Origin of the sequence: Corynebacterium sp. EPI-003-04-2554_SCH2473622 (assembly GCF_001665955.1) — a bacterium.
Classification (GTDB): Bacteria; Actinomycetota; Actinomycetes; order Mycobacteriales; family Mycobacteriaceae; genus Corynebacterium; species Corynebacterium pseudodiphtheriticum.
In genome coordinates, this window is sequence record NZ_LZMN01000035.1 from 104,885 (window position 1) to 118,026 (window position 13,142).

General features: G+C 51.8%; 9 protein-coding genes. 8 read left to right on the forward strand and 1 reads right to left on the reverse strand.

Going from position 1 to position 13,142, the window contains the following annotated elements:
• Positions 1-2 precede the first annotated feature (2 nt).
• Positions 3-1,277, forward strand: coding sequence for a histidine--tRNA ligase (gene hisS / locus A5774_RS03135; protein WP_023019830.1), 1,275 nt, complete (start codon positions 3-5; stop codon positions 1,275-1,277).
• Here the strand turns inward: hisS and A5774_RS03140 are convergent.
• Positions 1,274-2,683 (reverse strand): L-serine ammonia-lyase, encoded by a 1,410-nt coding sequence (locus A5774_RS03140; RefSeq protein ID WP_023019406.1) that lies wholly within the window; start codon positions 2,681-2,683, stop codon positions 1,274-1,276. The two genes, hisS and A5774_RS03140, sit on opposite strands and share 4 nt — an antisense overlap.
• A 391-nt stretch (positions 2,684-3,074) precedes the next feature.
• Between A5774_RS03140 and aspS the strand changes: the two genes are divergently transcribed.
• From aspS to A5774_RS03175, 7 genes are all read left to right on the forward strand, one after another.
• On the forward strand, positions 3,075-4,880 hold the full coding sequence (gene aspS, locus A5774_RS03145) for an aspartate--tRNA ligase (RefSeq protein ID WP_197490237.1): 1,806 nt from the start codon (positions 3,075-3,077) through the stop codon (positions 4,878-4,880).
• An 87-nt stretch (positions 4,881-4,967) separates the two neighbouring features.
• Entirely contained in the window at positions 4,968-6,218 is a 1,251-nt protein-coding gene (locus tag A5774_RS03150) for a phosphotransferase (RefSeq protein ID WP_023019408.1), read from the forward strand.
• Positions 6,218-7,660 (forward strand): replication-associated recombination protein A, encoded by a 1,443-nt coding sequence (locus A5774_RS03155; protein WP_023019409.1) that lies wholly within the window; start codon positions 6,218-6,220, stop codon positions 7,658-7,660. Before A5774_RS03150 ends, A5774_RS03155 begins: the two co-directional genes overlap by 1 nt.
• 66 nt (positions 7,661-7,726) lie before the next feature.
• Complete coding sequence (gene alaS, locus A5774_RS03160; RefSeq protein WP_023019410.1) at positions 7,727-10,399, forward strand: alanine--tRNA ligase; 2,673 nt, start codon at positions 7,727-7,729, stop codon at positions 10,397-10,399.
• 134 nt (positions 10,400-10,533) lie between these two features.
• Complete coding sequence (ruvX, locus tag A5774_RS03165; protein WP_021352544.1) at positions 10,534-11,064, forward strand: Holliday junction resolvase RuvX; 531 nt, start codon at positions 10,534-10,536, stop codon at positions 11,062-11,064.
• Between the two features lie 15 nt (positions 11,065-11,079).
• On the forward strand, positions 11,080-12,276 hold the full coding sequence (gene mltG, locus A5774_RS03170) for an endolytic transglycosylase MltG (RefSeq protein WP_023019411.1): 1,197 nt from the start codon (positions 11,080-11,082) through the stop codon (positions 12,274-12,276).
• A complete protein-coding gene (locus tag A5774_RS03175) occupies positions 12,269-13,114 on the forward strand; it encodes a shikimate dehydrogenase (protein ID WP_023019412.1) in 846 nt (281 codons plus the stop codon). The genes mltG and A5774_RS03175 overlap by 8 nt, the downstream gene beginning before the upstream one ends.
• Positions 13,115-13,142: the final 28 nt, after the last annotated feature.

Consider the following 13,142-nt stretch of genomic DNA (forward strand, 5'->3'; position numbering starts at 1 on the left):
CTGTGAGTACTTCGAAATTCAAAGCAGCAGCCCCGAAGGGTGTGCCAGATTATGTTCCGCCACAGTCAGCGACGTTTGTGAAAGTGCGTGACACGTTAGTGCATCATGCTCGTTTAGCAGGATTCGAGCATATTGAGCTCCCGATTTTTGAAGATACACAGCTTTTCGCCCGAGGCGTAGGTGAATCAACCGACGTGGTATCGAAAGAGATGTATACTTTCGCAGACCGTGGTGATCGTTCTGTGACTTTACGTCCGGAAGGTACTGCGGGGGTGGTGCGTGCTGTCATCCAGCATGGTCTCGATCGTGGTCCTCTGCCAGCGAAATTGGTATACAATGGGCCGTTCTTTCGCTATGAACGGCCACAAGCAGGTCGCTATCGGCAGCTCCAACAAGTTGGCGTTGAGGCGATTGGTGCAGATGATCCTGCACTGGACGCTGAAGTAATAGCGATTGCAGATCGGGCATATAAAGCGCTTGGTCTCCGTGGTTACCGTTTGGAAATCACTAGTTTGGGTGACCACAATTGTCGTCCGCAATACCGTCAGAAGCTGCAGGATTTCTTGTTTCAGCTAGATTTAGATGAGGAGACTCGTAAGCGTGCTGAAATCAATCCTTTACGGGTACTGGATGATAAGCGTGAAACGGTGCAAAGTCAGCTTGCCGACGCGCCCCTAATGCTGGATCACCTTAACGACGAGTGCCGTGCTCACTTCGATGCGGTAACGAACTATCTGGATGAGATGGGAATCGAATACACGATTAACCCTCGTATGGTTCGTGGTTTGGATTATTACACGAAGACTTGCTTCGAATTCGTCCACGATGGTTTGGGTGCACAATCGGGCATTGGTGGTGGCGGCCGTTACGACGGGCTGATGGCTCAACTCGGCGGACAGGAACTGTCAGGTATAGGCTTCGGTCTGGGAGTTGACCGCGCGATCCTGGCATTGGAGGCCGAAGGTATCACGCTGAAAGGAACTGAACAGAGAGTTGAGGTTTTTGGTGTTCCGTTGGGCGAAGTTGCCGGTGCTCGCATGCCACTGTTGCTTAACTCTTTAAGGCAAGAGGGTATTTCTGCGGATATGGCCTACGGGGGCAAGGGAATGAAAGGGGCCATGAAAGCTGCTAACCGTTCCGGCGCGGCCTATGCCTTGGTGCTTGGCGAGGCAGAGTTAGCCGAGGGCGTGGTGGCGGTTAAAGACCTTGCTGCGCACCAACAAACCGAAGTCCCAGCCGAACAACTAGGGAAGTGGCTACTCGAGAAACTGCGTTAGCACTCGACCTGACTGACTGTAAAGCCTAAGGTTTTTGCTAGGCCGCCAATGGATGTTTCTTTGTATTTAGAGAGCATATCGCGGCCAGTTTCAGCCATTGTATTGATCGCATTGTCCAGTGTGACATGGTGGGTGCCTTCGCCGATCTTGGCTAGACGTGCAGCGTTGATTGCTTTCACTCCGCCAATCGCGTTGCGCTCAATGCACGGAATCTGCACTAATCCACCGACTGGGTCGCACGTTAACCCGAGGTTGTGTTCGAGTGCTATTTCCGCGGCATTTTCAATTTGTGCCGGCGTGCAACCCAGTAGTTGTGCCATTCCTGCAGCGGCCATGGCTGAAGCAGAGCCCACTTCGCCTTGACAACCAACTTCTGCACCCGATATTGAGGCATTTTGCTTGATGATCATGCCGATAGCGCCAGCGGTTAGCAGATAGCGTCGGGCGGATTCCCTGGTGAAATTGGCTTGGAAATCGCGGGCGTAGTGCAAAACTGCAGGAATGATTCCGCAGGCACCGTTGGTGGGTGCAGTTATCACACGACCGCCTGCAGCATTTTGTTCGTTTACTGCTAACGCGTAGAGATTGACCCATTCCATAGCGGAAAAACCGTGCGACGTGTCATCGACAGCGTCGAGAAGCTGCTCATAGACTCGGTGTGCACGGCGCGGTACATGCAATCCGCCAGGTAAATGTCCTTGGGTAGCGATGCCTTCGGTTACGCATGAACGCATAACATCCCACACAGTGGTCAAGTGGTTATTGACGGAATCCAGGCCACCGTTGTCTTTATGTAAAGCCTTTTCATTGGCTTCGACAAGTTCCCAAATTTCCCGGCCCGATTCTTCGCACATGCGCAGTAGTTCCGCGCCTGTCCTAAATGGGTATGGTACTTCTGACTGCCCATCAGCTGCAGCCATACCGGCAGGTACTTCGTTGTCTGTTTCGAGTTCTTTATCTAGCTCTTCTCGCGTGAGGATAAACCCTCCGCCGACAGAAAAGTATTCGATTCCGTTGGCAAGACATTCTCCTTCGGCGTCCCATGCGCTAAATACCACGGCGTTGGGGTGTTGTGGAAGGGGCTCATTAATGAACCGTAGTTCGTAGTGGATTTCCCTATCAGGGCCGGTGGCTGACCCTTTAGTTGGAATGGGTTGGTCTGCTCGGGGTTCGGCGTCGAGTGGTACATCAAGCGGATCCCAGCCGACGAGGCCAAGAATAACTGCACGGTCAGTGGCATGGCCACGTCCAGTAGCGGCTAAGGAACCACGGAGTTCGGCTTGGACTCGGTGAGGAATGGCCGTTAAAGAATTGATGAATGATTTTGCTGCACGCATGGGGCCAACCGTATGAGACGAGGATGGTCCGATGCCGATGGAGAAAATATCAGTCACACTTATGGTCATAGAGATGCCCTCGATTCTTTTATGGGTGTGCACTCTTGCTTTTCGCTGGACTAACCGAGTAAGAAAAATTGTTTAACAATTTTCGAAGCTTGAGGGGTCTAGTCTACGTGCCTTTGAGCCGAACTATCTAGGTGCCAGATTCCCGTAATTTTGTGTGATCGAAATATAAATCGTGAATATGCGTACAAGGCTGTCTCCATGGAAAAATTCGTTCGTCGACAGATTAACCCCGGCATGTGAAGAGTAATAATCAAACAATGTAGGATTGGGACAGTCTAAATATGGTTCAGCGCCCCTTGTTGCGCTAATGTTACCGCTTACGCGTTTGCGGTGCGGTGAGACAAGCAATGCGTGAGAACCATTCGACCCTATGGAAGGATTTTCGATAATCGTGCTGCGCACACATTCAGCAGGACAGCTTGGCAAAGACCTTGCAGGAAACTCAGTAACCCTTGCCGGATGGGTTGCTCGTCGCCGTGACCACGGCGGCGTCATCTTTATCGACCTGCGAGATCATTCTGGATACGTGCAAGCTGTATTTCGTGATTCACAGGTCGCCGAACAAGCCCATGCGCTGCGTTCGGAATACTGCATCGCGATCACCGGAGAAGTAGAGCCACGTCCAGCTGGATCGGAAAACCCAAACCTGTCATCCGGTGAGATTGAAGTTAACGTCACTGAGCTCAAGGTCTTGTCAGCCTCTGAAGCGTTGCCATTCCAGGTCGAAGATGCTTCGTCTAACGACGTAGGCGAAGAAGCACGCTTGCGTCACCGCTATCTGGACCTCCGCCGTCAGAAGCAAGCAGAAGCGTTGAAACTGCGTTCACGTGCTAATCAGGCTGCCCGCCGCGTGTTGGACAAGCATGATTTTTTGGAGATTGAAACCCCAACTTTGACTCGTTCCACGCCTGAAGGCGCACGGGATTTCGTTGTGCCAGCACGTCTGAAACCAGGGTCCTGGTATGCACTACCGCAGTCCCCGCAGCTTTTCAAGCAGTTGTTGATGGTTGCAGGCATGGAACGGTACTACCAGATCGCGCGTTGCTATCGAGATGAAGATTTCCGTGCGGATCGGCAGCCAGAGTTCACTCAGCTTGATGTCGAAATGTCATTCGTAGACCAGGAAGACGTTATTTCCCTGGGTGAAGAGATTGCTGCTGAGCTTTGGAACCTAATCGGACATGAGATTACGCGCCCAATTCCACGCATCACCTACGCTGATGCCATGCGTAAATACGGCTCAGATAAGCCAGATCTACGCTTCGATATTGAGATCACCGAATGCGCCGACTTTTTTAAGGACACAACTTTCCGCGTCTTTCAGAACGAATATGTCGGCGCAGTAGTAATGCGCGGAGGAGCCAACCAGCCACGGCGACAGCTAGATGCTTGGCAGGAGTGGGCTAAACAGCGAGGCGCTAAGGGGCTTGCTTATATCTTGGTTGGTGAAGACGGCACGCTATCCGGGCCTGTCGCTAAAAACATCACCGAGACAGAACGTGAGGGAATCGCAGCACACGTTGGAGCGAATCCTGGAGACTGCATCTTCTTTGCTGCTGGCGATACCAGGTCTTCTCGTGCACTGCTGGGCGCTGCTCGCAATGAGATTGCACAGAAACTAGGCCTTATTAAAGATGGCGACTGGTCGTTCGTTTGGGTTGTTGATGCCCCATTGTTTGAACCAGCGGAAGCCGCTGTAGCTGACGGCGATGTCGCATTGGGCGACTCGAAATGGACCGCGGTGCATCATGCTTTCACCTCCCCAAAGCCAGAATGGATCGACTCTTTTGATGAGAATCCAGGTGAGGCTACTGCCTACGCTTATGATCTGGTCTGCAATGGCAATGAGATCGGTGGCGGTTCGATCCGTATCCACAACAAAGATCTGCAGGAACGGGTATTCAAGATTATGGGCATCAGCGAGGAAGATGCCCAAGAGAAGTTTGGCTTCCTATTGGAAGCTATGAGCTACGGTGCACCTCCACACGGTGGAATCGCCTTTGGATGGGACCGTATTGTTTCGTTGCTCGGCGGATTTGACTCCATTCGTGATGTCATTGCGTTCCCGAAGTCCGGTGGCGGTGTAGACCCATTGACTGATGCACCAGCACCAATTTCTGCTGCACAACGTAAGGAAACCGGAGTGGATTATAAGCCGAAGGCCGGAAAACCGCAGGCAGAAAATCCGAAGGCTTAGTCTTTTTCGGTGCCTGTTTTCGGTTTCTTCCCACCGCGCGGCTGATAGCTATTTCACTCTCCAGTTGCGGAGAGCCTGCAAAAAACTATGAGCAGCGCGGTATTACCACATTATGGAGTAAGTAGAGTGCCTAGCAAGGAACAATTAGTACGTATCGCCCAAGATTTGCTATCGCACCGATTTGGCGGTTCCCAACGCCTTGAAAATGTTGAAGTGCTTGCAGGATCTGGAGAATCCACGGTGTTGCGTGCACAGGTTGCCAGCCAACCATTTTTGCAGCACCGCACGGTGGTATTGAAATTTGTTCCAATGACCGGCGAGGTACTTTACGACGCTGCTTTGATGCGCGAAGTGGTGGCCTACCAATTCACAACGGCTCTTCCAGAGAATGTCCGTCCTGGCCCGGTCCTCTTGGCTTATGATATGGATGAGCGGTTAGTGGTGATGACAGATTCCGGGGACGGCGATACCTTTGCTGAGCTGTTAGAAACCGCTAAGCAGGACACACGGGGTCATATTTTACGTAACCTTGGTAGTTCGCTTGGGCGCATGCATGCTGGTACTGCAGAGCGCGAAAAGGAATTCGATATTCTGACTTCGCGCATGCTTAAACACCACCCGCAATTTAGTGAAAACCAAGGCGTTCGGGATGCGGCCTTAGAAAAGTCGATTCTATTAGGTGAGCAGATCTTAGAGCACTCTGGATTTGTTTTACCACAAGCTTTTCGCGACGCCGCGCAGATTGCGCGCAAGCGGGTACTAGGGGGATCGGCCCGAGCATTTACGCCATTTGATTTGTCACCGGACAATATTATTGTCTCAGACAGAACTCATTTTTTGGATTATGAATGGGCTGGATTTCGGGACGTGTCTTTTGACATCGCTTGCGTCATTGCGGGCTTTCCACAGTTCGTTTTCACCCATCCTATTACTGACGATGAAGTTGAGACCTTCATCTCAGCTTGGAAACGCGAGATCAAAGGTGTATTTCCTAAACTCGCTGAGCCAGAGTATCTCCACGGCAGAGTGTTAGCTGCGCTTGTTGGTTGGGGCTTGTCGACACTCGCGACGATGGCTGCCGGGAACTTGAGTGGGGTCGTCGGGATGTTAGAAAAAGGCGACGATATTACTGCAGATCTCGAACATGCGGCGAGACTATTACGGGTTGGTGCAGCCGACAGTTTCACTGAAGACGAAATACTCGCGCGCCGCGATATCTTTGAAACTTTCGAAGCTATGTCGAGGTATGGCACGTATGGAGGTGCAGCTTTTAGTATTCAGATTGCAGAGTTCGCCCGCAGCATTGCTCAGCGCGTCGAAAAGCCTGGTTGGAAGTAATGAGTCAGGATTCATTGTTTGGTTCTGCCCGTCTTGGATCCGATACAAACGATCCAAGCGAGGATGTGCAAAACCTTCGCGGAACACAGCTCTTCCAAACTGGGGACGATGCACCGTTGGCAGCTCGCATGCGTCCAAGGGCATTGGACGAGGTTTTGGGGCAGGGGCACCTCCTAGATGAAGGCAAACCGCTGCGCAGGTTAGTGGAAGGTTTCGGCCGTAGTTCAGTCATACTCTATGGTCCACCTGGAACGGGAAAAACTACAATAGCTTCACTTATAGCTGCGCAAATGAATCATAATTTTGTGGGTTTGTCCGCATTAGATTCGGGGGTTAAGCAAGTCCGCGAAGTCATTACCGTGGCACGTCGTGATGCGCAGCTTGGCAAGAAGACCGTGCTATTTCTAGACGAGGTCCACCGATTCTCGAAAACACAGCAGGATGCTCTTTTAGCTGCGGTAGAAAACCAAACCGTGCTTTTGGTAGCTGCGACAACGGAGAATCCCTCGTTTTCGGTTGTGTCTCCTCTGTTATCTCGTTCTTTGTTACTGACTCTGCAACCACTGGATAATTCTGCTGTTGCTGAACTCGTCCGTCGGGCAGTTTCTGATAATCGTGGACTCGCGCGTCGCGTGGAGATTTCAGATGCGGCCGTCAAGGACATCGTGCGCATGGCAGGAGGGGACGCTCGTCGCGCCTTGACATACCTAGAAGCCGCTGCAGAATCTGCTTTGGCTGAAGAATCAGCTGTAGATGGAGATGCGACTCAAACTGCTGTTTATCGGAACGATGAACAGGATACTCCCGAAATTACCGCAGACATGGTGGCACAAAGCGTCGACAAGGCTTTGGTCCGGTATGACCGTGATGGTGATCAGCATTATGACGTATCCAGTGCCTTGATCAAATCAATCCGTGGTTCCGATGTCGACGCCGGGCTGCATTACCTTGCACGCATGATTGAGGCAGGGGAGGATCCCCGGTTCATCGCACGCAGGTTAGTGATTTTGGCAAGCGAAGATATTGGTATGGCCGATCCGCAGTCGCTGCAGGTTGCAGTTGCAGCAGCCCAAGCGGTGCAACTTATCGGGATGCCTGAAGGAAAATTAACTCTCGCACAGGCAGTTATTCACCTTGCAACTGCACCGAAGTCAGCGAGTGTATATCAAGCGATTACTGCAGCACTGGGGGATGTTCGCGCGGGGAAAACTGGAATGGTGCCAGCTCATTTGCGTGATGGACACTATCAAGGGGCAAAACGCCTCGGGAACGCGCAAGACTATGTCTATCCGCATGATGATCCGCGCGGTGTTGTCAAGCAACAATATATCCCGGATGGGTTAGGCGACGCAGTTTATTACCAGCCTACTGACCACGGTAATGAGAGCCGTATTTCGGAATACCTGGGCAGACTGCGTAGGTTGGTACGAGGTAAGAAATAAGAACGAGAAGCGAGTTAGTAGACTCGCTTCTGAAAACGATTTTGACAAAGAGAAAAGGACTTCGCAGTGAAAACTCATGAGATTAGAGACCGATTTATTCAGCATTTCGCGCGTCGTGGACATGAGGTTGTGCCGAGCGCTTCATTGGTTTTAGACGATCCGAATTTGCTATTCGTGAACGCGGGTATGGTTCCATTCAAGCCGTTTTTCTTGGGGCAACAGAACCCTCCGTACCCGAATGGGACTGCGACCTCGATTCAGAAGTGCGTCCGTACTCTTGATATTGATGAAGTAGGTATTACGACGAGGCACAATACTTTCTTCCAAATGGCTGGTAACTTCTCGTTTGGTCAGTATTTCAAAGAAGGCGCCATTACCAATGCCTGGTCTCTGCTGACCAACTCGCTGGCTGATGGTGGTTTAGGGCTTGCCCCGGATCGCCTTTGGGTTACTGTCTATGAGACCGATGATGAGGCCGCCGAAATCTGGCAAAATGTTGTCGGAATTCCAGCTGAACGCATCCAGCGAATGGGTGTTGAAGACAACTATTGGCACATGGGCGTACCAGGTCCGTGCGGACCATGCTCCGAGATCTATTATGACCGCGGACCAGAGTACGGTATTGAAGGCGGCCCCGCAGCCGATGAACACCGGTATATGGAGATTTGGAACCTCGTATTCATGCAATATGAACGTGGTGAATCGACTGGCTCCGGTAAGGGCGATTTCGAAATTCTGGGGGAGTTGCCAGCGAAAAACATCGATACTGGCTTAGGCATCGAACGACTGGCTTGTCTGCTTCAGGGCGTAGATAATGTGTACGAAACTGATCTGTTACGCCCAGTGATTTCTGCAGCGGAGAAGCTCACTGGTGCCGATTATGGTGCTAAGCAAGGCGATGACGTACGGTTCCGGGTTATTGCTGATCACTCGCGCACCGCGATGATGCTAATTCTCGACGGCGTAACACCGTCGAATGAAGGCCGTGGCTATATTTTGCGACGCCTTCTACGCCGGATTATTCGTTCTGCTCGTCTGCTTGGTGCCCGTGCTGAAACCATCAAGACTTTTATGTCGACCGTGATGGATACGATGGAACCGTCCTACCCAGAAATTCAAGAAAGCCGCGAACGAATTCTGGCTGTATCTTCAGCAGAAGAACGAGCTTTTTTGAAAACGCTGGAATCGGGAACAAGCCGCTTTGATGAGACCGCACAACAGCTTAATCAACGTGGCGAAAAGGTACTCACTGGCTCAGACGCCTTTTTGCTGCACGATACTTACGGCTTTCCCATTGACTTGACGATGGAAATGGCGGCAGAGGCTGGCTTAGACGTGGACATGGACGGTTTTCACACCGCCATGGCCGAGCAAAAAGCGCGGGCGAAAGCTGATAATAAGGCGAAGAAAAATACCCATGCTGACGAATCCGTCTACCGCGAATGGGTGGATAACCAACCCACTGAATTTGCGGGCTATTCAGAGCAAGCGACGAATTCCACGATCATCGGTTTGGTTCGCGACGGTCAATCGGTCACAACTGCCCACAGCGGCGAGAATGTGGAAGTTATTCTGGATGTAACCCCGATGTACGCGGAATCCGGAGGCCAACTGGCAGATCGAGGTACGATTACCGCGGGGGACGCCACCGTCGAAGTCACCGATGTGCAAAAGATTGCCAAAAAACTGTGGGTGCACCGTGGTCAGCTGCTAGGCGGTTCTATTGAAATCGGTCAGGCAGCGACGGCAGAATACGACCAGCAATGGCGTCACGGCGCACGGCAGGCGCACACAGCAACTCACCTTATCCACGGTGCTTTGCGAGACGTTCTTGGCCCAACTGCAGTGCAGGCGGGGTCGATGAATCGGCCGGGGTATTTGCGATTCGACTTCAACTACACCGAGCAGCTGAGCGCTGAGCAGATGGATCAGATTGCGACGATCACCAACCAAGTCGTCGACGCAGATTATCAGGTTAACACCATGGAAACTACGCTTGATCAGGCTAAGGAAATGGGAGCACTCGCGCTATTCGGTGAGAACTATGGCGAACGAGTTCGGGTAGTCGAGATTGCTGGCCCGTTTTCGACAGAGCTATGTGGCGGTACACACGTTAGCCATTCTTCGCAGATTGGTCCGGTTTCAGTTCTTGGCGAATCATCCGTGGGATCCGGCGCACGCCGAATTGAGGCCTACTCTGGATTGGATGCTTTCCGATATTTCTCGAAGGAAGCTGCATTGGCCCATGGTGTAGCGCAGTCGTTGAAAGCTAAACCCAATGAAGTCCCGGAACGAATCGAAGCACTAACCCGCAAGTTGAAAGATGCCGAAAAACAGGTAGCGGCTCTCCGACAACAACAAATGGCAGCACAGGCCACGGAATACGCAAACGATGCAGTGGATGTGAACGGAATTGCTGTTGTCTGTGCGCAATTGCCATCTGATGTTAATGGGGGGCAGTTGCGTTCGGTCGCTGCGGATATCCGTAATCGCATTAAAGACCGCCCAGCTGTGGTCGTTCTGGCTGCAGATAATGACGGTAAAGTGCCGTTCGTTGCTGCCGTAAGCTCGGCTGCAGTCGACAAGGGAATCGCAGCTGGCAAATTGGTATCTCTGTTTGGAGGCTATGTTGGTGGAAAAGGTGGAGGCAAACCAGACTTAGCGCAAGGCTCAGGGAACCTCGCAGCTGGTATAAACCAAGGCTTTGCGGCTGTGCGCGAGGAAATTTCTCAGGTTTAACGTGGTATTTCGAGAGGCTATAGGTCGTAATAGCCGAGCCGATCGCCATTTTGTTACCGTTTAGTTATAGAATACCTACGAAGCCTAATACAACGGACCTGTCGGCACCAGAAAGGTAGAACGTATACGTGAGTATGCCCGAGCCAGACGCGCCAAGCGTTGATTCTCCTAGCGACTATGCTTCAATCGCTGGGCGTCGAATCGGTCTCGATGTCGGTACCGTTCGTATTGGTGTTGCTGCTTCGAACCGTGAAGCGACAATGGCATTTCCTGTGGAAACTGTCCAGCGCAAAACTGGGTTCAAAGATCGCGACCAAAGCGATATCGATCGTTTACTCAGCCTGATCGAACAGTACGAGGCTGTGGAAATTATCGTCGGACTGCCTAGGGATCTACAAGGTCATGGCTCAAAAAGTGTAAAACACGCGAAAGAAATTGCCTTTCGCATCCGACGTCGTCTGCGTAATGCTGGTGTCGAAACCCCCGTAGTGTTCGCTGATGAACGATTAACTACCGTGGCCGCATCCCAAGCATTGCGAGCATCGGGTGTATCTGAAAAAGCCGGGCGAGCGGTGATTGATCAAGCCGCAGCTGTGGAAATTTTGCAATCGTGGTTGGATTCCCTTGCACTCGCCCGCCAGCGTGAAAACGACTCGCCGAACTAAGAAGAGATTATAGAGATGAGCAATCAAACTCGAGTGCGCGTAAAGCGCAGCATGGACCCGAAGTATGTCAAACGTCGGCAGCGGGGTCTTGCTGTCCTCATTGCGTCATTTATCTTGATAATCGGTGTGAGCGCCTATATTGCGTTCAATGTCGTTTTTGCTCGTGGAGGTGCATCTGTGGATGACTACGACGGGAACGGCAATGGCGTCGTTGCCATGGTGCAGATTAAAGAGGGCGATTCTATTTCGTCATTAGGCCCGGAGCTAGAAGAACGTGGCATTGTAGCATCTGATTCCGTATTCCAGACTGCTGCTGCTAGTAATCCAGACGCTGGAAATGTACAGCCTGGATTTTATCGCCTGGAAGAAGAGATGAGTGCTCAAGCTGCAGTCGCAGCGTTGCTGGATCCAGCTAAGCAGGTCGACCTGCTTGACGTTCACGGCGGCGCTACTTTGCAGGATGTCAACGTCAAAGGTGGTAATGTTCGGCTTGGGATATATAGCCAGATTTCCGATGTCAGCTGCGCAGATAATGAAGAGGATCAGTGTGTTAGCGCTGAGGAACTAGCATCTGTAGCCGCTAATAAAGACCCTGCGGATCTCGGCGCGCCTGAGTGGGCGCTGGATCCTGTCCGCGCGCAAGGCTCTGATCCAAAACGTCTGGAAGGATTAATTGCTCCAGGTCAATACGTCATTGACCCGAATATGGATGCAGAAGAAATCTTAACAGATCTGGTAACGCGAACAACCAAGCGGTACAACGATTCAAAAATTGTCGAACGTGCGCGAGCAGTGGGCTTGGAACCATATGAGCTATTGATTGCGGCTTCATTGGTAGAGAGGGAAGCACCAGCGGGCGACTTTGACAAAGTCGCGCGTGTGATTCTGAATCGTTTAGACGAACCAATGCGTCTAGAATTTGATTCGACGGTAAATTACGGGTTGGATGATGTAGAACTCGCAACCTCGGATGAAGATCGAGCACGCCAAACTCCGTGGAATACTTATGCGATGGATGGCTTGCCGGCAACCCCGATTGCTGCGCCTTCAGATGATGCATTACATGCTATGGAACATCCTGCCGAGGGGAATTGGCTGTTTTTCGTGACGATTGACAACAAAGGCACCACAGTATTCAACGACACCTTCGAAAAACACTTAGAAGATGTAGATCGGGCGCTCGAATCCGGAATCTTGGATCACCATGAGTAGTTCCGTTGCGAGTAGCTCGGAAATCGTGCACCGTGCAGCCGTGCTGGGGTCGCCGGTCTCTCATTCGCTCTCACCGGTATTACATAATGCTGGTTACGCTGCATTGGGGCTTGACCAGTGGCACTATCTATCCTTCGATGTTCCTAAGGGACAGTTAGCATCGTTTGTGGCTAATGCTGATCCCTCATTTCAGGGGTTTTCAGTCACCATGCCGGGAAAATTTGAAGCACTCCAAGTCGCCGATTCCGTCAGTGGGCGTGCCCAAATGATTGGTGCGGCGAACACCCTGGTTCGCCGCGAAAACGGCTGGTTTGCCGATAATACTGATGGAGATGGAGTGCTTGGTGCATTAAAAGAGCTGTTTCCACAGACCAGTAAACAATTGGAGCATGTCGTGGTGTTGGGATCTGGGGGAACTTCCCGGCCTGTCTTGTGGGCGTTGGGTACGCTCGGTGTTTCTACTGTCACCGTCGTAAACCGAAGGGATCGTAGTAATGAATGGGCTCCGCTAGCAGAAGCGGTCGGACTTAATTGGCGGACAATTAGTTGGGAAGACAAAGTTCCGGATAGTGATGCTGTGATATCGACTGTTCCTTCCGCAGCTTTGCTTGGTCATGAACGACGTGTTGCTCATGCACCGGTTCTCGATGTGATTTATGATCCGTGGCCGACAGCATTGACCACCCAAGCTGCTTCTAATGGGCACCGCAGCGTAGGCGGACACGTTATGTTGGCCTATCAGGCTTTTGGCCAGTTCACAGCCTTTACCGGAAAGTCCGCTCCCGAATCAAGTATGTGGGAAGCATTGGAAGGGGTACTGGCGTCTCGCATCGCATAATTGTGGCTTATAACCGGTTGCTTTAAGG